The sequence below is a fragment of the Bacillus sp. bc15 genome (assembly GCF_900142585.1).
Lineage (GTDB): Bacteria > Bacillota > Bacilli > Bacillales > Bacillaceae_G > Bacillus_A > Bacillus_A cereus.
Genome location: NZ_FRBJ01000005.1, coordinates 1155 through 24098, shown reverse-complemented (window position 1 = coordinate 24098; position 22944 = coordinate 1155). Strand labels below are relative to the sequence as shown.

Here is a 22944-nt window from a genome sequence, read left to right as displayed (position 1 = left end):
ATCGAAAGGATGATCCGTTCATGCCAATTAATCAACAACATCAATTAGAAGTGCTGAAAGATATTTTAGTCAACCACCAAAGTGATTGCTGCGGGACAGTTTCAGAATGCGAGCAATTAGAGCGCCTCATTCAATCGTTACTCGCAAACGATAATATAAGTAGTGACGCTAAAACAATGCTAAACGATGTATATTCTTATAGTCAATCGGGTAAATCTTCCTCTAATTTGGACAACCATATTTCCAATAATCAAGAACAACTTACTCAGTGGATTGCTGGAATGGACAATTTTTCTTAAGTATTATTCTGAAGCAAGTAGTTGCTGTAAATATTGATGCCAATATTCAGCTTCTGCTTGCTGTTTTTTTGTTGTATGCCATTGAATAGACAAAATCGTTTGTGCTATCACATACCATCTCATGCGCCTAAGCAGCGATTCATCCATTTCAATATCATAAAAACCGAGCCACTCACTCCACTCCTGGCGCGGAATGTACCAATATAATAACATACCAAGGTCTAGAGCTGGGTCAGCAATTACAGCTCCATCCCAATCAATTAAAAACAACTCATCTTCATCCGACAATATCCAGTTGTTATGGTTTACATCACAATGGCATACAACGAATTCATTGTATTCAATAGCTTTTAATGAATCCATTAAATATTGAAGGCCTTGCTGAATTGTTTCATCATCCCTTATATCTCCTCTTAAAACGAGTTGCAGTTGTTGTAATAACTCTTGTGCGTGAAGCGGTTGCTTCCCAAGTCTTTGAATCATCTGTACAAGCGCTTTAGAGGAGTGAATTTTCTTCAAAAGTTTCGCAACACGTTCTAGTTTCATATCCTCTGGCTCTAACTTCTGTCCCGGAAGCCATTTTTGAGCAGAAATTACATCACCGTTCGTTACCCTTCTTGTCCAAAGTAATTTTGGAACAATTCCTTCTGCTGACAATACCGCTAAAAAGGGCGATGTATTCCGCTTTAAAAATAACTTCTGTTGTCCGTTTTGCGCAATATATGCATCGCCCGTTACTCCACCAGCCGGTACAAGACTCCACTCTTTTCCTAATAATTGTTCCAACCATTCCATATTCATTACCCGTTAACAAATCCTTATCTTTTATAGTTATGAAAAGAAAAACCGCAACATTTCTACACATGTTGTGGATTCATATATTTTACTGTAAATGAAAAGAAAAATTAGCCTCAGCCAAAAATTCTCTATTTTATTTTACAAAACCTGTCATAGAATGACAACTTATCAAAATCGTCACCTTTGTCAATTCTACATTTATTACATTCTCATCGTCAAGTAGCGATTTGTCACATTATCGTCAATATATACGTGCTAATTGGAGCGAGCCTAAGTTCCTTTCCTCTAAATGAAGAAATTGGCTCTATTTTCGCTTGCTTTTCGTCTACTATCACATGCCACGTTTCTTCTTTCGGAAGTTGCACAGTTTTAGCTTCTAAACCGCTATTAAATAAAACGACAATCTCTTTCCACGGCCCAAACGATTCTGCATGCTCTAGGTGATATGCAAGTACTTCTGTAGATGTTTGTAAAAAAGTCATATGTTTTTTTATAAGGTCTGCGTTTTGTAATCGGAATGCCCCATGCTCTTTACGAATCGCAATTAAACCTTTTATATAGTTAACGGTCTCTATTTCTTTCTCTTTTTGATCCCAATCTAATTGATTGATCTCATCATTTGCATTATAGCTATTTTCATTTCCTTTCTTCGTACGATAAAACTCTTGTCCTGCATGTAAGAAAGGAATACCTTGTGAAAGAATAACCATTGCGCTCGCTAGCAGGTGACGTTTTTTCAAAATCGCTTCTGATTCTTCATTACTGCGCACTAGTTTATCCCACATCGTCATATTATCATGACATTCTACATAGTTAATGCTTTGCGCCGGCTCTAGAAACAGCCCTGTTTCTTTCATACTTAAAAGACTTCCTGCTGCAATATACTGCAAATGATTACAGTCTACATGCCCACCAAATGCAAAACCACGCTTATTTATATGAAATGTACTCCCTTTTATCCCATCACGAAATTGATCATTAAACTGCGCCATATGTGGCATTTTCTTCGCATTATTTAACGTTGCTTTTTCCTCACGAGGAAGCGGTGTTTGTAAATCCCATCCTTCTCCTAATAACAAAGCATCTCGTTTTATGTTTCGCACTTCTTTTTCTATCATATTCATTGTATCAACATCTAAAATTCCCATTAAGTCGAATCGGAATCCATCGACATTGTATTCAGTAAGCCAATATAAAATAGACTCTACAATGAATTTCCTCATCATTTTCCGTTCAGATGCTATATCATTTCCGACTCCCGTCCCATTAGAAGGCATACCATCTTCACCATGACGAAAATAGTATCCTGGAACAAGCTTTTCAAATGATGATAGCTCTCTTTCATAAACATGATTATATACAACATCTATAATTACCCTAATGCCATGCTCATGAAATGTCTCGATCAACTGTTTACACTCTACTATCCTGTTATACGGATCAGAGGGATTTGTAGCATAAAATCCTGTTGGTGCATTGTAATATAATGGATTATACCCCCAATTATAGGCAGATGAAGGATTCGCCTCATCTACACCACCGAAACAATATAACGGTAATAGTTCAACATGTGTAACACCTAAATCTTTTATATGAGACAACCCTGTTAAAGTCCCGTTCCGTCCTGTTGTTCCCTCTTCCATCAATCCTTTATATGTTCCCTTTTGAATCACTCCACTATTTTGATGTATAGTCGCATCACGAATATGCAGTTCATACAATATGGCATCTGTCATTGATTGTAATGGTGGTAATCCTTCTCTTCTTGTTACATTCGTTTTTTCTAAATCGATAACAACACCGTGTTTTCCGTTTACCGTCACCGACTTTGCATAAGGATCTACAGCTTCGTTCCATATTAAATTAATACAAACAAGAAATGTATAGCGCGCTCCGTCTAAATCACCTTGTAATGTTTGAATCCAAACTCCGTTTTCTCCCCTGTACATTTCATGATCGGCATATTCTTTATCGCTCTTATAAATTCTTACTTTCGCAAGCCTTGCAGTTGGGGCCCATACTTTAAATGTCGTTTCTTCTTTTTGATACACAGCACCTAAATCTGTACCTTCGTAATAATACTTTTCATCGAAAATTGTTGTTCGAATAACAGCACCTATTTGTAAATCCGTTTCTTCATTCCGTTCATCTCGTACTGTATAATACTTTCCCACATCTAGCGGCTCTTCTATAAAGCACTCATACTTCGTTGCATCTGGAAGCGCAATCGTATGAGCAATCGGTAAATCTTTCACATTACTTCCTTCTTGCAAACGAAATGTCCGACTTGTTCCATACGCATGTGGGAGCAAAATTGTAATTTTATTCATTTCATCTAAATAGGCATCAAATGGACGTTTTACTTTCAACATAAAAAAATCACCATCATTCTCAAAGTTAAAATAAAGTGAAACTTTAATGAGCGAGATAAAATGAGCTGCAAATGATAAGGCTTTTCTTATCAACAAGACTCTATACAGTAACTCCATTCTTCTCTATAGTATATTCACCTGCATAAAAAACGTTTTCACCATTCTATTTTTGTAATTTTATTTCAGCAATCGATTTATACTTCGGGGTTTCTTTCACGTGGGATTCGTATAAAGTAATTGTATCTGCTTGAAATGATATTTCAGGGACTTCTTTTATACTTTCTAAATGAAACTTTTCTTCTCCTATCCATTTACGAGCAACAGTAATATGCGGATGATATGGGCGTGTTTCTAGAGAAAATCCATTTTCTTCACAAATGGCATGTACTTGCTTTTGCAACTGAAACAAATCGTGATTCTCACTTACCTTCGCCCAAAAAATACGGGGCTGATCTTCTCTACCAAACGTTGAAAAACCTTGTAACGTGAACGATAGTTCTTTTGTTTTTGTAAGTGTTTGTAATCCATTCTTTATCCCTTTTAACTGTTCTTCTGTCGCACCTCCTAAAAAGGAAAGGGTAATATGATAATCTTCCTTATGTACCCACGAGCGAAATGGTAATTCCTCATTCGTATCCTCTTTATAGTTAGACAGCACTTCTTTTATATGATTTGGTAAAGTAATTGCGACAAAATAATGCCTATCCATGTACACCGTCTCCTTCTTTCTATTGTTTCTTTTCTTTCTTATCTCATTCAATTAAAAAGAAGCCGCCCTCTAAAGTAGAGAGCGGTCATTATTCATATATCGGCGATTAAAGTTTCACTTTACTTCGCTAGTTCATGAATTGCTTGCGCATAAATTGCTGTTGCTTTTAATAAGTCTTCAATTTCAATGTACTCATCTTTTTGATGCGCAAGTTCTTCTTTTCCAGGGAATAGCGGTCCAAATGCCACACCAGCTTTTAATGAGCGAGCATAAGTACCTCCGCCGATTGCTAACAATTCAGCTTTTTCACCTGTTTGTTCCTCATATACACGTTGCAACGTACGAATTAACTCGTGATCTTTATCAACGTGATGCGGACGAGAGTTAGAATAGTCTACTACTGCAAATCCATACGTACCTACATATTCTTTTAACTTTGCAATCATTTCTTCAAAGTTAGTCGTAACTGGGTAACGTACGTTTAATCCTAAATTACCACCATTCTCTTTCGTATAAGAAAGGCGACCAACATTCACTGTTAATGGACCGCTAATTTCATCTTTATAAGCAATAGTAGCTTTTTCACCAAAAATATCACCAGTAAATGTTTCTGTTGCAAATGTCGCAAATGCAGTTGCTTTTCCATCAAGTGAAACTGTAGTTAAGAAGTTTGCTAATAATAAACCTGCATTTTCTCCTTTTTCAGGAGTAGATCCGTGCGCTGAAATTCCTTCTATTTGCAACGTCACTGTATTGCCTTCTATAGTCGATTTCCCTATTTTTTTAGCAGTTTGTAAATACTCTTCATATGCTACTGTAAGTGCATTTACATCTTCTCCTGTAATAACCGCTTCTGCAAAATCAGGAACCATATTTAAACGGCGCCCTGAATCAAATGAAACAAGTTCATATGTACCTTTTTTCTCTTCACTATCATTTTGCACAACTTGTATATCAGAAATTCCTTTTTCTGCATTAATAATTGGAAAGTCTGCATCTGGTGCAAAACCGATTGTTGGCATTTCTTCGTTTTTAAAGTAGTGATCTACACATTTCCAATTGCTTTCCTCATCTGTTCCTATAATCATACGAACACGTTTTGAAAGAGGTAAGCCTAATTCTTTCACAATTTTCATCGCATAATATGCTGCCATCGTTGGGCCTTTATCGTCAATTGCACCACGTGCAAAAATCTTTCCGTCGCGAATATCCGCACTATACGCAGGAGTCGTCCAGCCATCTCCTTCTGGTACAACATCAACGTGACAAAGAATACCTACTAACTCTTCTCCTTGTCCCATTTCAAGATGACCTGCATATCCTTCTAAATTTTTAGAAGCAAAACCTTCAGCTTCTCCTTTATGTAACATGAAAGATAGCGCTTTTTCTACACCTTCACCGAATGGTGCGCCTTCTTTCGCGGATTCTTCTTCCCATACACTTTTAATTTGTAAAAATTGTTGTGTATCACGAATTAAATCATCTTTTCGTTTTGCAACTTCTTCAGTCCAATTAATCGCTGACATCACGCATCCATCCTTCACTATATTATCTCTTTCATCATAGCAAACCGAAATCCCTTATGCCATACACGAAAACTAAATACCGAACAATTGTAATATTTCAGACATTTCTTATTAGTTTTTCTTTTATTTTTTCAAAAAAATTTGCAGGAATTTGGCGTTTTACGTAGAATTTTATGTGTTAGTTGACTGACCATATATACAATGTCAACTACCAATATTTTTCTATATAAATATTTGTTAAACTTTTGTAAAATTTAAGTAGATTAAAGCATGAATTTTATCATGTAGAGTACAATGGTAGTAACGACCTTCTTTCCTGAATGGGGTCAAAAAAACTAGTAGAGGAGTGGTTTTCTCTTGAAACCTACAACTACTCGTATGCTAACACGCATTAAATCAATTTATATGTACATCAATGAAAACGGAACGGTAACGACGAAAGACCTTGTAGATGAGTTCGGGATCACACCGCGAACGATACAACGTGATCTAAATGTGTTGCAGTTTAATGAACTCGTGTATAGCCCTTGCCGCGGTAAGTGGACAACAACAGGAAAGAAAGTGAGAATGACCTCATAACGAAAAATAATTGTATGTAAATAAATACATACCCCTTTCTAACTATTAGAAAGGGGTTTTTTCTGCACCTATAAAGGTACTACTTTTCAGTATCTACTTGATATGTTCTTAACATTTCTACTTCTTCATCTGTTAGCTCTCGGTATTGTCCAAGTTCTAGTTCTTCATCTAATACTAACGGACCCATCTCCGTTCTTTTTAGGTAGACTACTTTTTTCCCTACCGCTTCAAACATACGCTTCACTTGATGGAATTTTCCTTCCGTAATCACAAGCTCAATTTCAGAAATATCATCGCTTTTCAATATTGTAAGCGCACCTGGCTTTGTTTCATAGCCATCGTCTAAAATAACACCTTTAGCAAACTCTTTTACATCCTCTTCTGTTACTACTCCTGCAACGTGTGCATAATATTTTTTCGGCACATGCTTTTTCGGAGATAATAATTGATGTGATAACTTCCCATCATTTGTTATCAATAAGAAACCTTCCGTATCGATATCAAGTCGTCCAACTGGGAACGGATCAAAGATTGCATCTTCTAATTCTAATAAATCTATTACTGTTTCATGATTATCATCTTCCGTCGCTGAAATAACACCTTGTGGTTTATGCATCATTAAGTAAACAAACTCTTTGTATTCCACAACTTCACCGTGAATCATAACTTCTTGCTCTTCTACATTTACATGAACTTTCGCATCTTTTACTGGCGTTCCATCAATTTTCACAACGCCATCTTTCAATAATTTCTTTACTTCTTTTCTACTTCCATATCCCATATTCGCTAATAATTTATCTAATCTCACGTTTTTCACCTTCTTTATTTATCATAGAAAAGGGGACGTAATTACGCCCCTCTTGATTTCAACTTTATTTTAAATCTACTACCAAGTTTACGTTGAATTTTATCTAATGCTTCTCCGCCAAATACTCTTTCAAGTACTCCTGTGCGAATTGCTAACAATCCGTAAACAAGACCGCCAATACCTGCACAAATCGCAACTGTTATAAGAGCACCAATACGGCCATCAGGCGAAATCATGAAGGATAGAAGCCATTGTGATAGTTTTACAGCAACGACCATTATAAGTGTCAGTACTGCAATTTGGAATGTTCTTTTATATACAACACCGAATGAATAGTGTGCGTATTTTTTAATTTGTCGATTTGTATACCAAACAGAAGCTAAGAAACCAACTGCGGTCGCTAGAATTGCTCCTACTGTACCGAAATAACGAATAAAGATTACGTTACATACAAATTTCAAAATAACACCCATAATAAGCGCGACAATCGCATGCTTTTGCTGATTAATCCCTTGAAGAATTGCCGCTGTTACTGTAAATAAAGCAAATAACAATGCAACTGGTGCATACCACATTAATACTTGTCCACCTAATGGATCTGAGTCATAGAAAGCAGTGTAAATTGGATATGCAAGTGTTGAAATACCGATAACTGCTGGCAATGTTAAAAACATATTTGCTTGGAATGTTTGTGTAATTTGTAATTTCAAATAGCGGTATTGTTTTTCAGTAAATGATTTTGTAATTGCTGGTACAAGCGTTAAACTAAACGCTGTTGCAAGTGATACAGGAATCATAATTAACTTATGCGTCCACATTGTGAAAATACCAAGCGCTCGCTCTGCGATATCACCTTGACCAATCGCCTGCATAATTGAGTTAAATGTCAATGTATCAATTTGTTGATATAAAGGAATTGTTAACCCAATTACAACGTAAGGAATCGCATATGCGAATAACTCTTTAAACAACTGAACGGTACTTACTGTTGATTCTGGTACAGTTTGTTCAATTAAATATTGATCCAAATATTTTTTACGTTTTAACCAGTACCAAATTAACACACCGAGTGCTCCAACCGCTGAAACGAACGCAGCAAACGTCGCTACTCCAACTGCTGTTGCAACTGTACCGCCAAGTACTTTAATAACGATAAAACTACCAGCTAATAAAAAGACGATACGAATAATTTGTTCAATAATTTGTGAAACGGTAGTTGGTCCCATAGACTGGTGACCTTGGAAATAACCACGAATTAAACTCGCTGCTGGTACAACAATAAGTGCGAAACTTACAAGACGAATGATCGTCGTAACTTCTCCTACATTATTGTGTATACTTTGTTTACCAAGCATCGCTTCTGCAAACAATGGCGCCGTCATGTACAGTACTAGGAACGAAAGAACTCCTGTTACTATCATCATAACCATTCCCGAGCGGAACATTCTCCGGCTCGTTTTATAATCGCCAAGCGCATTATATTTGGAAACAAATTTTGAAACAGCAAGCGGCACACCTGCCGTTGCGATACTTAAAAAGATCGTATATGGAATGTATCCATATGTATAGAGCGTTCCGCCTTCTGTGCCTACTAATGCATGAAACGGAAAGACGTAAATCATGCCTAAGAACTTTACTAAAAATGTCCCTAGCGTAACAATAAGCGTTCCGCGCAGAAATTTCGAATCGGACATACAAAAATCCTCCTACATCTACATAAAGTGAAACTATAATTAGTTGGAGACTTCTCTCCTACTCCTTATTAGTTGAACCATTCGAGCATTTACAGGCTAACAGACTCCCTATTTACTTCTCCTAAATCTTGAGGTTTTAGTCTTATCGCCTACAAATAGCAGGATAGTGCTGAACTCTAACTTTTGTATTGTACCACAATTCTCTCATTAAGCAGTACTTCACTCTATTTTTCTTTTAAGGGAAAACATGCTATTCTTTTAGGCAGGAAATGTAGAAAATGAGGTCGATATATTATGCATTATGATGTTATTGTCATCGGCGGCGGTCCTTCTGGGCTAATGGCTGCAATTGGTGCTGCAGAAGAAGGCGCAAATGTCTTGCTTCTTGATAAAGGAAATAAACTTGGGCGTAAACTTGCGATTTCTGGTGGCGGGCGCTGTAACGTAACGAACCGTCTACCACTTGATGAAATTGTTAAACATATACCAGGAAACGGTCGCTTCTTATACAGCGCTTTTTCTATTTTTAATAATGAAGATATTATTACATTCTTCGAAAATCTTGGTGTTAAATTGAAAGAAGAAGACCACGGTCGCATGTTCCCTGTGTCAAACAAGGCGCAATCTGTTGTAGACGCACTTTTAACACGATTAAAAAACTTAGGTGTAAAAATCCGTACAAATACACCTGTTGAAACGATTGAATATGAAAACGGTCAAACGAAAGCAGTTGTACTGCAAACAGGCGAAGTGTTAGAAACAAATCACGTCGTTATCGCTGTTGGCGGAAAATCTGTTCCTCAAACTGGTTCCACTGGAGACGGATACGCTTGGGCTGAAAAAGCAGGTCATACAATTACAGAATTATTCCCAACAGAAGTACCTATCCTATCAAACGAGCCGTTTATACGTGATCGCTCATTACAAGGTCTTGCTTTACGTGATATAAACTTAAGCGTATTAAACCCGAAAGGAAAAGCTATCATTTCTCACAAAATGGACATGCTCTTCACTCATTTTGGCCTATCTGGTCCTGCTGCTCTTCGCTGTAGTCAATTCGTCGTGAAAGCACTGAAAAAGTTTAAAACGAATACAATACAAATGAGTATTGATGCATTGCCAGATGAAAATAGTGAACAACTATTTCAGCGTATGCTGAAACAAATGAAAGAAGATCCGAAAAAAGGAATTAAAAACGTTTTAAAAGGTTATGTCCCTGAACGTTACTTCCTATTCTTATTAGAAAAAAACGAAATTGACGGTAGTGAACAAGCTGGACAAGTTTCTCATGAAAAGATTCGTGCACTTGTGAAAGACTTTAAAGAGTTTACTGTGAATGTAAATGGTACGCAGTCAATTGAAAAAGCATTCGTTACTGGCGGAGGTGTATCCGTGAAAGAAATTAATCCGAAAGAAATGTCTTCTAAATTTACGAACGGCTTATATTTCTGCGGAGAAGTTCTTGATATCCACGGTTATACTGGTGGCTATAATATTACATCAGCCCTTGTTACTGGTAGAATTGCTGGAACGACAGCTGGAGAAAACGCGAAAATGCAATATTAAAAAAAGAAACAGGGATTCCTGTTTCTTTTTTAATATTGCCATGAAATCATTATCGGCGATTCCACAGATATATCAGCGATTCTGTAATTATATCGGCGATTTTCCAAATTTATCAGCGATTCTACAACTTATATCGGCGATTTCTCAAATATATCGACTTACCGACAAGAAGCGACAAACATCTGCTCCATGTAACTTTCCATTGCTTTTTTGTTGCTTTATATACCTTAGTACCTTTGTATTTTATATTGTTGAATATTTAAAAAAGGGTAAGGGGAAAACAAATGAGAAAAAAAGTCATGATGTCTTTAATGTTAATGACGTTTCTTTCTGCGGTAGAAGGAACGATTGTTAGTACAGCAATCCCTCGTATAACGAGTGATTTGTCAGGCGTCGAACTTGTTAGTTGGGTATATGCAATTTATATGCTTGCAACAGCTGTTTCGACTCCAATATACGGAAAGCTCGCTGATTTATTCGGTCGTAAAAAGGTTTTACTGATCGGGGCTACAATCTTTTTAGTCGGTTCTGCACTTTGCGGAGTCGTTACATCGATGGAACAATTAATTTTCTTCCGCGCGCTTCAAGGTATCGGTGCTGGTGCTGTTATGCCAATCACAATGACGATTATTGGAGACTTATATAGCGAAGCGAAAGACCGCGCGAAAGCACAAGGTTGGATGAGTGCCGTTTGGGGTGTATCCGGTGTTATCGGACCGTTAGTAGGTGGATTTTTAGTTGATTCTCTTTCTTGGCGTTATATTTTCTTCTTAAACGTCCCATTCGGAATTATCGCTTGCTTAATGATTGTAATTTACTACAAAGAATCTATTAAACCTGCTAAACATCATATCGATTATCTTGGTGCAACAGTCTTCTCATTAAGTACAATCGCTCTACTATATGCATTATTAACAGGTAGCAGTAAGCAAAACTGGGGAGACATAACAATTATCGGCCTATTAATTTTCGCCGTCGTTTCATTTATTATTTTCTTATTCATCGAGAAAAAATCTCCGGAACCATTAATTCCGCTAGCACTTTTCTCTAACCGTACATTATCTACGATAAATATATTAACTCTTATTGCTGGCGCAATGATTATTAGTATTACTGTGTATCTTCCAATTTGGAGCCAGGGTGTTTTAGGAAAAAATGCAACAGAAGCTGGACTCATTTTAATGCCAATTCCTGTTATGTGGACATTTGGTGCTATGTTCTCGGGTAACTTAGTTGGCAAGTTAAAAACGAAACAAATTATTTTACTTGGAGCTAGCATCTTATCAGTTGCTACGTTCTTATTATTTACACTATCAACAAATTCACCATCGTTCCTTATTTATGTAGCAGTCGGATTATTCGGCTTAGGAATGGGGCTTGTGACACCGATTTACATGGTAACAATTCAAGCAGCCGTGCCAGCTCATACACGCGGGACAGCTGTTGGTTTAAATACATTTATTAATACATTTAGTCAAACGTTAGGTGCTGCAATATTCGGTACAATCTTCAATACGATGATTCACGCACGTGGTATTAAAAATCTTGATCTTGTATCTGGTGGACATGGCGGTACTACAGCAAACGTAGTAACCGAATCACAATCCGCATTAGCATCAAGCGTACACGTCATTTATATGAGCACTTTCGTATTAGCAGTATTTACATTAATTATTGCTTGGCTTTTATTAAAGCCAGCTACACAAACAAGTGAGCAACAATAAAAAGGATGACCATTTTGGTCACCCTTTTTATTCTTCATTCTCCACAATATGTTTCAGCATGGATAATTTATTATCCCAAAAACGTTCATAATACGAGAGCCACTGTTGTAATTCTTCTAATGGTTCTGGATGCAAACGATATATCTTCTCTCTTCCGCTTTTTCTTCCACTTACTAAATTCGCTTCCGAAAGAATATGAAGGTGCTTTACAACCGCAGTACGACTCATCGGAAAATGATCCGTTATTTTGGAAATCGGTAACTCTTTGTCACTTAATAACCGTATTACTTCTCGGCGGGTTGGATCAGCAATTGCTTGAAATACATCATATTTCGCTGCTGACGAGGACACTTAGCCTTCGACAACCTTTTTCAGTTTTTCATTTACAATCGCTACCCAACCACCGCTCATTCTATCGCGAATAATAGAGCTCTTCGCTTTCGCTTTCGGAAGAATTTCATCAGGATGTTTCCAGCCGCCGTGAATTAACGTAAATTCTGTTTTGTTATCTCCTAAGTCTTTCAAATTAAATGAAACAACCCAGCCATCTGTATCCCATGAGAAAGATAAATGGTTTGGCTCATCAATTTCTAACACTTTACATGGTGATGGCCCAAATGGCGATTGCACATGAAATTCATGTCCTACCTCTAATACAAAATCATTTGGCATAAACCATGACGCAATCCCTTCTGCAGTTGATACTACACTCCATACCTTTTGAATAGACGCGTTAAAAACGATTGTTTGTTTAATATCATTTAATGTATTTTGTTGTTCCATGTTCATTCTCCTTTACTCGGCGTTATAACATAACACCTTTTGGTTTTACTTCGATAATATAACACCTTTTGGTTTCATGTCAACGCTAATTCTTTTACTGTTGAGAAATTCTCAACATTTTTTCAACAGGACAAACACCCTCTTAGCATTTCCTCATAATATACTCACAAAGGCAATACAAAATAAAAACTTCTCTCAACATGAAACTCCATCATTCATATTGAAAGAAGCGCCTTACTTATATCATGCGTACTTCGTCTCTCCTCCTTCCCTCAGGGACAATACGCGAGATATGACAAATCAGAAGGAATATGCCCACCATTTGAGTAGGTAGTTATTTCTCTTCTCCTCAACATTTCCTTAGGAGCGAAATGACTACCGACTCACTTTTTTCAAACAAAATAAAAAGGGGTTGAACGCTATGTTCTATTGCATTAACTGCTCTGATATTCACCATGAAAAACATCCAAATGATAAAGTATTCAAAAATGGTTTTTATATTGATCCATTTTTAGGTGATCGTTATCACCTTGGTATGTGTAAAGATGCCCAAAATCATGAAACAGGGGAGCCTCTTTTAACGACAAAGAAATTAGGCACACCCCAATCTATTATGAACGTATTACCGACACATGTTGTCCCAACATAAAACATAAAAAAGAGCTGGGTGAGCCAGCTCTTTTTTATGCTTTATAAACGATCATTGCTGAAAAACAATAAATTTGGTTTTCATCGTCGTTAATGGAAACACCAACTTGATATTTAATATCTACAAAGTTGCTATCATCAATCTTTTTCAAAAAAACATTTACAGCATCTTCTAAGTCTTTTTCGTGACTTTCATCAAACACTTTCACACGAATCATGTTAACACCGTCCTAGATCGCAGCCCTCCGCCGCTTGATTATTGCCACGGTGCGTATCTATGATGCGATAAAACTTTCCATTCTCATATATATATCCGTCTTCTAACACATATTCTTTATCTTCAGTATAGACATAAAACTTACCTATCATAAATTTACTCGTATATAATTCCAAATAATTTGGTCTAAATTTAGCTACAACTTTATTTGTAATATCAATTTTTATTGTGCGCCCCACCTTCTCTCCCTCCTTTGCAAAGAACGGATTTAGGTATATTGTATTAGCGCTTTTACATTTTATGCTTAAAAATAAGTGGATATGCCTTCTTTCTTCACCTGTACTATTTTTCTAAAAAAATCACTATAAATAAGGTCCCAAAAAAAACATAAAAAAGCACTTTATCTTATTGACTCGAATATAAATATTATGTTATTATATAAAATTTGACATTTTTACATACGTATGCTATCATTAAAAGTGGTTACCACATATGGAGGTGGATGATTTGTTTCAAATTGGTGATAAAATCGTTTATCCAATGCACGGTGCAGGAATTATCGAAGCAATTGAAGAGAAAGAAATATTAGGTACTTCACGTCAATATTGTGTGATACGCATCATTAGTAAAGATATGCAAGTAATGCTTCCGATGGAACAATTAAAAAAATCGGGTATTCGTTATATCGTTGATCGAGGTACGTTAGATGATATACTTCTTGAATTTCAAAACGGGGAGTCAGACCCATCACTCTCATGGAAACAAAGATATACAATGAATATGGAAAAAATGAAAAATGGCAATTTACAAGATAGCGCAGAAGTGGTTCGTGATTTACTTCGCCGTAATAAAGAGAGAACATTAAATGCGAGCGAAAAACAAATGCTAGATAATGCACGAAAAATGATGATCAGCGAAGTCGCGCTCGTACAAAATGTTACTGAACATCAAGCAACAGAATTTCTTCAAGATACAATTAATCACTAAATTTAAAATAGCTGGCCGCTATTTTTTTTGTAAAAAAAGGACGAAGAGTTTTATCTCTTCGTCCTTTTATATTACCCACGCCCAGCTTGAAACGATGGATATAACGTCATTCCACCATCTGCAAATAGCGTAATGCCCGTTACATAACTCGCCTCTGAAGAAGCGAGCCAAGTTGCTACTGCTGCAATTTCTTCTGGTTTTCCAATGTAGCCCATCGGTATCATACTTTCTACGTCAGCACGTTTTTTAGGATCAGCAAATTTTTCTGCATTGATCGGCGTATTAATTGCACCTGGTCCTATATTATTTACTCGAATACCTTTTGGCGCATATTCTAGCGCTAACGTTTCTGTCATCAGTTTAATGCCACCCTTACTCGCTGCATAGTGCACAAATAGTGGCCACGGAATTTTCTCATGAACACTAGACATATTAATGACAGACCCTTTAATGTCATGTTCTACAAAATATTTAATCGCTTCTCTACTTCCTAAGAAAGCACCTGTTAAATTTGTATTGATTACTTTATTCCAATCTTCAAGTGGCATTTCATGCGATGGTACTGCATTTTCTATCCCTGCATTATTAATCATAACGTCGAGCGTACCAAATTCTTTCACAGCAGATTGAATGAGATTCACAACATCTGATTCGACGGTTACATCACCTTTTACAGCAATCGCTTCTCCGCCTACCTTTTTAATTTCTTCTAACACATCATTTGCTTCTGATTCTCGTGAGCGATAATTAATAACCACTTTCGCTTTTTCCTTAGCAAACCTTACTCCCATCGCCCTACCAAGACCAGTTGCTGATCCTGTAATAACGACCACTTTTCCTTCTAAATCACTATACATTTCAATACCTCCTTTAACTTTTTGCTATACCTAACATAATTCCGGCTGCAATAATAAAAACGATACCGACAACGATACCCGTTAATTGGCGTTTCGTTTTCTTTTCACCTAATATAAGGATCCCACCAAGCGTGGAAATAATAATCCCCATTTGCGATAGCGAGAAACTTGTTGCGACTCCAACACGCGGCTGCGAAATGAATAAAAACATATTTCCAGCTGCCCAAATTAATCCTGGAATAATATTTCGGATTGCATATTTATTGAATGGATGATGTTTAAAGGTAAGCAAAATCCCTCCTAATACCATACCAACTGCTTGTGGTAATAAAGCTGACCAACCATCTACGTTAAATAGTCTAATCACTACTACGTAAACTAAATAACCGACTGTTGAAATTAATAAAATTATGATACCTCTTTTAAAATTTGCTGCTTGCTCTGCATTCTTTTCTTCTTCACTTTGAAGTGATGTTAAAATAACACCGACAATAATACAAACAAGCGCTAAAATCCCAAGGACGACCGATATTGTCGTGGACCATTCATGAAATACGATAACGCCAAATAAAGTCGTCGCAACTAATTGAAGTCCTGTTGAAATTGGCATCGTCCTCGAAACGCCCATTAAATCAATACTTTTCAATTGATTCGCCTGACCAAGCGCCCAAAATAAACCTGACACAACTCCAACCCCAATCACAGTAGGTGTTAATACTGGCTTCATAAAAATATAAACAACAATTGAGAAAATAAGTGCTCCAAACGTTGTTCCAAGCGTTTGACTATACGGTCCCCCGCCCAGTTTTACGTTAAATAACACAATACTCCCCCAAAATATAGCTGGTAAAATTGCTAAAAATATATCCATCGCCCATTACCTTTCTCTGTAAAATGTTATAAATTGAAACTTTAATCATCCCGCAAATAGCGGAATAAGTTACCGCTCTCAATCATTAGAATGAGCTTTCATTTTTTCTTTTTTGCGAGCACAAATCTTTTCTACAACATCATTAGAAACATTTTTTTCTCGCTCCACATTTTTTACCTTTATATGATCTAAATAATCCTCTAAAGTAAGTGTAACTTTGTCATTTGGAGGATTATGCGCCCCTTGAAATGTAAGAAATTGTAGCGTCACTTCAAATCTAGGTACAAATTCATCTTTCCTGCCGAGACGCTTTATATTTATAACTGCATCACATTCATATTGATCTTCTGTCACTTGTCTAATAACCGAATAGTACCTATTCAATAACGCACTCTCTAAAAGCTGTTCTCTTGATTCTTTCGCGAAAGAATCGCTTGGAGAAGAGAAAAAGATAGAACATATCGCTGTAATAATTACACATATTTTTTTCATAACGTCCTCCTTATCCTATAAGTTAGTGTTCTCAAAAACGCCATAAAAAAACGACTTCCCCTACTTAGGAAAGTCGTTTTAAGGAATCCAATATTAACCACCGCTCACTGGTGGTATAAGTGCAACCACATCACCATCTTGTACCCTGTCATCTTCATTTGCGTATTCTTCATTAATCGCAACCATAATTGGCTCTGAAACTGGTACATTATATTCTTTCGCAACAACATCTTTTAACTGTGTAACTGTAATATTTTCTTTCTCTATTTGTAATTCACTTGTCCCTGCTTCTTCTTGCAAGTGCGCAAATAACAATACTCTAATCATACTTATAGCTCCTTCCCAGGCTCTCCCGCCGGATATGGTGTTTTTTCTAATTGATCACCAATCCATGAGTCACCATCTTCCCAAAACTCCTTTTTCCAAATCGGAACAATTTGTTTTATGCGTTCCATAATATATTCGTTCGCTTCATAAGCCGCTTTACGGTGTGGTGTTGAAACAGCAACAACAACCGCTATATCAGAAATTTGCAACGTACCGATGCGATGTGTAATCGCAACATATGTACCTGGCCATTTCTCTTTCACTTCCAGACCAATTTTCTCTAGCATCTTTTCTGCCATCGTCTTATAAGCAACATACTCTAAGTATAATGTACGACGGCCTTTCGTAAACTCTCTAACCGTTCCAATAAATGTTGTAACAGCACCGCATTCACGTCGAATTACTTTCTTCGTTACCTCTTCAATCGAGATTTCTGTATCAATTACTTCATAATATGTATTTATCATTTCGCACTCCTAACCATTTGTAAAAACCAGTCTATGTACAACTCTTCTTCTGTTATATGAAATACTTTATATTCTTCTCGTATATTTACCGGGACATCATACCACGTAATAATTGCCACTATATTTTCTACTTCATGTAAAAGTTCAACGTCTTCCGCAGAACGAAGTAACACTACTTTCGGGTAGTTCTCTTTTTTATAGCCCTCTATTAAAATTGTATCCACTCCAAAAAACTCATATAAGCGAATAATTTCTTGCAAGGACCATTTCTTTCTTAGTGAAGAAAGTGAAAGCAATCCAGCACCTTCTACACTACTTACGACAGCACCAGCTTTACGGTGTCTTTCGCTATCTTTTTGCGCTACTTCTGGAAAACCTCCGTGCCCGTGATGTTTAATTGTAGCAACTTTCATTTCACTTTCAGCTAACACATGCACAATTTTCTCTACAAGTGTCGTTTTTCCGCTATTTTGATATCCTACTATTTGTAAGATTGAAGGGGCTTTGCCCATGGCCAATCACATCCCTCAGAGTGCTCTAACAATAATACGGATACTTTCATTCCGGTCTCAAATCCTCTCGTTCCTCCAGGTAACACGATAAAAGCATTCGCATCTGCAAGTGAAGATACCGCACTCGATTTATCTAAACCAACCGGCATCGCTTGTAACGCTCCGTCCACAATTGTTACGTTCGCTCTTACGAAACGAGTAAATGGATTTGGCTTCGGAAAATCTTTTTGTAAAATAGCATCCGCTCTATATACGTGAGGTTCCTTCGCATACAAATATGTTTTTATAATTGGATGCACAAATAATTCAAAGCCTACATAACAAGCAGACGGATTTCCTGATAAACCGAAGAGTAACTTTCCATCAACTTCAGCTACTGTCGTTACACTTCCGGGCCTCATGGCTATCTTATTAAAGAGTACATTCGCCTGTAACCTTTCATAAATAGCTGGTAAGTAGTCATAATCTCCTACTGATACACCGCCTGTTGTAATTAAAATGTCGACCTCATCTATCGCTGATTGAACAGCTGTAAAACATGCATCTAGCTCATCGGCGAGTTGACCATAATAACGAACTTTCCCGCCAGCTTTCATAATTTGAGCTGCTATCATATACGAATTACTATTCCTAATTTTCCCCGGCTGTAACGGCTCATGTACTTCTAATAATTCACTTCCTGTCGTTACAATACCGACAACAGGCTGTTTTACAACTTTCACAGTACTATATCCAAACGTTGCTAGTAAGGCCGCAACACCTGGATTAATTGCAACACCTTTCTTAACGAGAACTTGATTTTGTTTTATATCTTCTCCTTTAAACGACACATTGTCACCGTTATTAAAAGGGCGTTTTAACTTCATATATGTTTTCCCGTTCTTCTCAAACCCTTCTGTCAGCTCGAGCATTACGACTGCATTACATTCTTCTGGAATAGCTGCTCCTGTCATAATACGAATCGCTTTAAAAGCTCCTACTTCTTCTAAAAAAACAGACCCCGCCCCGATTTCTCCTATTACTTCAAATTCAATTGGATTCTCTTGGGTTGCTCCTTTCGTATCTTCTGCTCGAATGGCGAAACCGTCGTAAGGGGAACGATCAAAATGAGGAACGTCATGATCTGAGACAACATCTTCCCCGAGAACTCTCCCGTAACTTTCCGTAATAGAAATTTCTTCTACTTCACCATGCTTCGCATATTTCATTACCCGTTCTACTGCCTCAGCAACTTGAATTGGAATTCGTTTTTCTACCATCATTTCTCACCTCATATTTGCAATTTTTTTTATCTCGATTAAACTTTATGTATTCAATAGAAATTACTTCAAGGAGGAATTCCATGTCTTCATTTACACATTTTAATGACCAAGGACGCGCAAAAATGGTTGATATAAGCGACAAAAAAACAACCGTTCGAACAGCAATTGCGTGCTCTAGCATTGTCGTTACGAAAGAAATTTACGATAAAATCTCTCACAATGAAATTGGGAAAGGTGACGTATTAGCAGTTGCGCAAATCGCAGGCATTATGGCTGCGAAACGTACTTCTGATATTATCCCAATGTGCCATCCTTTATTATTAAAAGGTGTTGACGTTTCTTTCGATTGGAAACAATCAGAAGAACAATATCGTTTACTCATTGAAGTAAAAGTTAAAACAGAAGGTAGCACCGGTGTTGAAATGGAAGCTTTAACAGCTGCTTCCGCTACCGCTCTTACTGTGTATGATATGTGTAAAGCTATCGATAAAGGTATGATTATCGGCGAAACGTACTTACTTGAAAAAACAGGTGGAAAAAGTGGAGATTATACGAGAAATTCATAATCCTCTCTCCGTTGAACCTAAAGGATTTCCTTTAGGTTCAACCTATATATCTTGCATATAAACTTTTCGCTACATTCATATCATTCGTCCCATGAATAAACGCCCTGCCATCTGTAAATAAAACAAAACGATATTCTTCTACCGGAAATGATAATAAATAAGGTGTCGCCTTTATCTCTACGCTTCTTTGTAAGCGCTTTTTAATTTCTTCTAAATTAAAATTCTTCCGCACCCCCGGGCGAATTTGTACTGTATTTCGCCCACATAACACTTCTGTTTTTGTTTGTGCTTCAAATGTTAAACTCGGATATGTACGTAACCTTCCGCAAGATAAACAAGTATCTTTTTTCTGCCTATTCACTTTAAATGCCATCTGTTGATTATTCCAAAGATCAAACGATAACATCGTTTCACGAAGCGCTCCGTAGTCTTCTACTAATATTTTCAGCGCTTCCGTAATTTGATGCGCAACTACTAATTGTACTGCTGGTTGTATAATACCAGCTGTGTCACATGTTGCTCCGCTCGCCGGATGCTCCATTAAACAGCGAAAACACGGCGTTTTCCCTGGTAAAATTGTATACGTTACTCCGTAACTCCCGACGCAACCACCATATATCCATGGAATATTATACTTTTGTGAAATATCATTAATGAGAAGACGCGTTTCAAAATTATCTGTCGCATCTAATATTAAATCTACATCACGCACTAATTCTTCCATTTCTTGCACCGTTACATCCGTCACAACCGGATTTATTTCCACCTCAGAATTAATTGCTTGTAAATGTTCTGCAGCCGCTATCGCCTTCGGTTTATACTGCTTTGCATCTTCTTCCGTATATAGTTGTTGTCTTTGTAAATTACTCCATTCTACATAATCCCGATCAGCAATCGTTACTTTTCCAACCCCTGCTCTAACAATCGCTTCTGCATTTGCCGCACCGAGAGCACCAGCACCAATAATAAGCACATGCTTCTCTCTTATTTTTCTCTGTCCTTCTTCTCCAACACCAGAAAATAATATTTGTCTTGAATATCGCTCCTGCATGCGATAGCCCCCTTTCTTATCCTCCTATATAAGACATTTCGATTTTCGGACGATTTTTTGCACTTTCTTCTGTTCGTTCATCCGAATACCTATCTTTTCTATTCATCCATACATCTTGTATAACACTTAATAACTCCTCATCCGAAAGATTTCCTCTAAGAAGTTCTCTTACATCCAAACCCTCTGTCGCAAATAAGCACGTATAAAACTTTCCATCTGCCGAAATTCTCGCCCTCGTACAAGAGGCACAAAATGACTCAGAGACAGATGTAATAAAACCAACTTCAACATTTGTTCCAACATACCGATATCGCTTCGCAACTTCACCAAAGTAATGCGCTTCAGCCGGCTCAAGCGGATACACCTTATGAATCATCTCAATTAATTCTCGTTTTGTAACGACTTGATCAAAATTCCACCCATTTGTACTACCAACATCCATAAACTCAATAAACCGAAGCGTGATTCCTTGCTCTTTAAAATACGCAGCCATCGGAAGTACTTGATGATCGTTCATCCCTTTTTTCACAACCATATTTACCTTTACTTCCAGTCCCGCCTCTTTAGCTGCTATAATTCCCTTAATTACCGGTTTCGTATTAATATTTCGACCATTAATATTCTTAAATATGTCATCATCTATCGCATCTAAACTAACATTCACTCTATGTAATCCAGCTTCTTTTAATGCCTTCGCTTGTTTCGTTAAATGAATAGCATTTGTCGTTAACCCTATATCTATTAGCCCATCAATTTTCACAAGACGTGCAATAAGTTTTGTTAAATCTTTACGAAGCAGTGGCTCACCGCCAGTAAGTCTAATTTTCCGTACACCGATGCTAACAAATAATTTTGCCAAACGCTCAATTTCATCAAAAGTTAGTAAAAACTCGTCTTTCAAAAAAGCATATTCTGGCCCAAATATTTCCGCTGGCATACAATATGTACATCTAAAATTGCAACGATCAATGACAGATATACGTAAATCTTGAAGTGGGCGTCCAAAAAAATCTTTAACCATCTCCTGCATCGCCACCCTCCCTTTCTGCCAAATTTCTTTCTTTTCATTCTATTATAATATATTTTCGAACTGCGATGTTTTTGCTCAAGTGAATAAAGTGAAACTTTAAATAATTAGAGGGTATCCACTCCCCCTGGTTAACGAGGTTTACTTACAAATACAAGGATAAAAAACCTTGAAACATAAAAGTTTCAAGGTTTTCTGCTTATTAACTTAATCTAATAATAGTTAGAGTAGCCCCTGGCGTTGCCGTAGATAATGTAGCTACTGCAACTACTCCAAATAACTGTAAGCTAACAGCAGCTCCAGCAGGCAAGTTAGTGATTATTGTTGCACTAAATGAACCAGTAGCGACTGTCGGGGCATTTATCGTTCCCGCAAGCGGACTGCCATTTACAGTTATACGAGAACTTACAAGTAAACCTGCCGTTAAATTAATTGTATAGGCTATATAATAGTTTCCTGCATTCGCAACTGTAAATACAGTATTTCCACCACTAACGGTTATTCCTGGGCCAATATTTTGATTGTTCGGTAATGGTACGTTCGTACCACCTAATAAAACGGAAATAGCGGTTCCTGATGTATTATTCGCAAACGCATACGTTGCAGTTGTACTAACTCCAGTCGCTCCTGTGGCTCCGGTTGCTCCAGCTCCTGTTGGACCAGTTGGACCTTGAATCCCTTGTGAACCTGTTGGACCTGTATCCCCAGTTGGACCTTGTGAACCCGTTGCTCCAGTTGCCCCCGCTGGACCTTGGATTCCTTGTGGACCTGTCGCTCCGGTTGCTCCTGTAGCTCCCGTTGG

Annotated in this window: 26 protein-coding genes and 1 pseudogene; 7 read left to right on the top strand and 20 right to left on the bottom strand. The window is 37.3% G+C overall.

Features of this window, described 5'->3' with window-relative positions; genetic code table 11:
* Nucleotides 1-20: 20 nt before the first annotated feature.
* Complete coding sequence (locus BUA87_RS17580; RefSeq protein WP_001122235.1) at nt 21-299, top strand: YtzH-like family protein; 279 nt, start codon at nt 21-23, stop codon at nt 297-299.
* Nucleotides 300-302: 3 nt separating this feature from the next.
* Here the strand turns inward: BUA87_RS17580 and BUA87_RS17575 are convergent, their stop codons facing one another.
* From BUA87_RS17575 to pepV, 4 genes are all read right to left on the bottom strand, one after another.
* Entirely contained in the window at nt 303-1100 is a 798-nt protein-coding gene (locus tag BUA87_RS17575) for a phosphotransferase family protein (protein ID WP_002094168.1), read from the bottom strand.
* Between the two features lie 227 nt (nt 1101-1327).
* Nucleotides 1328-3469 carry a type I pullulanase gene (gene pulA, locus BUA87_RS17570; RefSeq protein WP_072940376.1) on the bottom strand — a complete coding sequence of 714 codons (2142 nt, stop codon included), beginning with the start codon at nt 3467-3469 and terminating at the stop codon, nt 1328-1330.
* A gap of 163 nt (nt 3470-3632) precedes the next feature.
* On the bottom strand, nt 3633-4178 hold the full coding sequence (gene thpR, locus BUA87_RS17565; RefSeq protein ID WP_000373841.1) for an RNA 2',3'-cyclic phosphodiesterase: 546 nt from the start codon (nt 4176-4178) through the stop codon (nt 3633-3635).
* A 119-nt stretch (nt 4179-4297) separates the two neighbouring features.
* On the bottom strand, nt 4298-5704 hold the full coding sequence (gene pepV, locus BUA87_RS17560) for a dipeptidase PepV (protein WP_001274229.1): 1407 nt from the start codon (nt 5702-5704) through the stop codon (nt 4298-4300).
* A gap of 357 nt (nt 5705-6061) precedes the next feature.
* Here pepV and BUA87_RS17555 point away from each other — a divergent pair, with 357 nt between their 5' ends.
* Complete coding sequence (locus BUA87_RS17555) at nt 6062-6283, top strand: DeoR family transcriptional regulator (RefSeq protein WP_000805512.1); 222 nt, start codon at nt 6062-6064, stop codon at nt 6281-6283.
* A gap of 79 nt (nt 6284-6362) precedes the next feature.
* On the opposite strand, the gene BUA87_RS17550 is transcribed toward BUA87_RS17555, so the two are convergent.
* On the bottom strand, nt 6363-7091 hold the full coding sequence (locus tag BUA87_RS17550) for a pseudouridine synthase (RefSeq protein ID WP_001234948.1): 729 nt from the start codon (nt 7089-7091) through the stop codon (nt 6363-6365).
* Nucleotides 7092-7132: 41 nt separating this feature from the next.
* Complete coding sequence (locus BUA87_RS17545; RefSeq protein ID WP_001284026.1) at nt 7133-8785, bottom strand: putative polysaccharide biosynthesis protein; 1653 nt, start codon at nt 8783-8785, stop codon at nt 7133-7135.
* A gap of 294 nt (nt 8786-9079) precedes the next feature.
* On the opposite strand from BUA87_RS17545, the gene BUA87_RS17540 reads away from it, so the two are divergent.
* Both BUA87_RS17540 and BUA87_RS17530 read left to right on the top strand, forming a co-directional pair.
* Nucleotides 9080-10351, top strand: coding sequence for a BaiN/RdsA family NAD(P)/FAD-dependent oxidoreductase (locus BUA87_RS17540; protein WP_000558867.1), 1272 nt, complete (start codon nt 9080-9082; stop codon nt 10349-10351).
* A gap of 284 nt (nt 10352-10635) precedes the next feature.
* Complete coding sequence (locus BUA87_RS17530; RefSeq protein WP_001228030.1) at nt 10636-12075, top strand: MDR family MFS transporter; 1440 nt, start codon at nt 10636-10638, stop codon at nt 12073-12075.
* Nucleotides 12076-12102: 27 nt separating this feature from the next.
* Here the strand turns inward: BUA87_RS17530 and BUA87_RS17525 are convergent, their stop codons facing one another.
* Entirely contained in the window at nt 12103-12426 is a 324-nt protein-coding gene (locus tag BUA87_RS17525; protein WP_000098837.1) for an ArsR/SmtB family transcription factor, read from the bottom strand.
* Nucleotides 12427-12858: an SRPBCC family protein gene (locus BUA87_RS17520; protein WP_000437768.1), complete on the bottom strand. Its 432-nt coding sequence runs from the start codon at nt 12856-12858 to the stop codon at nt 12427-12429.
* 421 nt (nt 12859-13279) lie between these two features.
* Between BUA87_RS17520 and BUA87_RS17510 the strand changes: the two genes are divergently transcribed.
* Nucleotides 13280-13507, top strand: coding sequence for a DUF3973 domain-containing protein (locus BUA87_RS17510; protein ID WP_000498988.1), 228 nt, complete (start codon nt 13280-13282; stop codon nt 13505-13507).
* Between the two features lie 34 nt (nt 13508-13541).
* Here BUA87_RS17510 and BUA87_RS17505 read toward each other — a convergent pair whose 3' ends face one another.
* Nucleotides 13542-13724: a sporulation protein Cse60 gene (locus BUA87_RS17505; protein WP_000621751.1), complete on the bottom strand. Its 183-nt coding sequence runs from the start codon at nt 13722-13724 to the stop codon at nt 13542-13544.
* A 1-nt stretch (nt 13725) separates the two neighbouring features.
* Complete coding sequence (locus BUA87_RS17500; RefSeq protein ID WP_000533803.1) at nt 13726-13962, bottom strand: DUF2553 family protein; 237 nt, start codon at nt 13960-13962, stop codon at nt 13726-13728.
* Nucleotides 13963-14215: 253 nt separating this feature from the next.
* Here BUA87_RS17500 and BUA87_RS17495 point away from each other — a divergent pair, with 253 nt between their 5' ends.
* Nucleotides 14216-14710, top strand: coding sequence for a CarD family transcriptional regulator (locus BUA87_RS17495; protein WP_000451446.1), 495 nt, complete (start codon nt 14216-14218; stop codon nt 14708-14710).
* Nucleotides 14711-14781: 71 nt separating this feature from the next.
* Here the strand turns inward: BUA87_RS17495 and BUA87_RS17490 are convergent, their stop codons facing one another.
* The 7 genes from BUA87_RS17490 to moeA all read right to left on the bottom strand — a co-directional run bounded on the left by BUA87_RS17490 (nt 14782) and on the right by moeA (nt 19495).
* The gene (locus BUA87_RS17490; RefSeq protein ID WP_000286698.1) at nt 14782-15567 is read right to left on the bottom strand and encodes a glucose 1-dehydrogenase; all 786 of its coding nucleotides are present in this window, start codon (nt 15565-15567) and stop codon (nt 14782-14784) included.
* A 13-nt stretch (nt 15568-15580) separates the two neighbouring features.
* On the bottom strand, nt 15581-16438 hold the full coding sequence (gene glcU / locus BUA87_RS17485) for a glucose uptake protein GlcU (protein ID WP_000350865.1): 858 nt from the start codon (nt 16436-16438) through the stop codon (nt 15581-15583).
* Between the two features lie 78 nt (nt 16439-16516).
* Entirely contained in the window at nt 16517-16930 is a 414-nt protein-coding gene (locus tag BUA87_RS17480) for a DUF3888 domain-containing protein (protein WP_000717656.1), read from the bottom strand.
* Nucleotides 16931-17023: 93 nt separating this feature from the next.
* A complete protein-coding gene (moaD, locus tag BUA87_RS17475; RefSeq protein ID WP_072940370.1) occupies nt 17024-17257 on the bottom strand; it encodes a molybdopterin converting factor subunit 1 in 234 nt (77 codons plus the stop codon).
* Nucleotides 17258-17259: 2 nt separating this feature from the next.
* A complete protein-coding gene (gene moaE / locus BUA87_RS17470; protein ID WP_000611226.1) occupies nt 17260-17724 on the bottom strand; it encodes a molybdopterin synthase catalytic subunit MoaE in 465 nt (154 codons plus the stop codon).
* Nucleotides 17721-18236 (bottom strand): molybdopterin-guanine dinucleotide biosynthesis protein B, encoded by a 516-nt coding sequence (gene mobB, locus BUA87_RS17465; protein ID WP_000513629.1) that lies wholly within the window; start codon nt 18234-18236, stop codon nt 17721-17723. Before mobB ends, moaE begins: the two co-directional genes overlap by 4 nt.
* Nucleotides 18206-19495 carry a molybdopterin molybdotransferase MoeA gene (gene moeA, locus BUA87_RS17460; RefSeq protein WP_072940367.1) on the bottom strand — a complete coding sequence of 430 codons (1290 nt, stop codon included), beginning with the start codon at nt 19493-19495 and terminating at the stop codon, nt 18206-18208. Before moeA ends, mobB begins: the two co-directional genes overlap by 31 nt.
* Nucleotides 19496-19578: 83 nt before the next feature.
* Here moeA and moaC point away from each other — a divergent pair, with 83 nt between their 5' ends.
* On the top strand, nt 19579-20064 hold the full coding sequence (moaC, locus tag BUA87_RS17455; protein WP_048558777.1) for a cyclic pyranopterin monophosphate synthase MoaC: 486 nt from the start codon (nt 19579-19581) through the stop codon (nt 20062-20064).
* A gap of 37 nt (nt 20065-20101) precedes the next feature.
* Here moaC and BUA87_RS17450 read toward each other — a convergent pair whose 3' ends face one another.
* From BUA87_RS17450 to BUA87_RS17440, 3 genes and pseudogenes are all read right to left on the bottom strand, one after another.
* Nucleotides 20102-21115 (bottom strand): molybdopterin-synthase adenylyltransferase MoeB, encoded by a 1014-nt coding sequence (locus tag BUA87_RS17450; RefSeq protein WP_072940364.1) that lies wholly within the window; start codon nt 21113-21115, stop codon nt 20102-20104.
* Nucleotides 21116-21131: 16 nt separating this feature from the next.
* Complete coding sequence (gene moaA, locus BUA87_RS17445; protein WP_001157116.1) at nt 21132-22145, bottom strand: GTP 3',8-cyclase MoaA; 1014 nt, start codon at nt 22143-22145, stop codon at nt 21132-21134.
* 199 nt (nt 22146-22344) lie between these two features.
* Nucleotides 22345-22944, bottom strand: a pseudogene (locus BUA87_RS17440) (collagen-like protein); the annotation flags it as partial.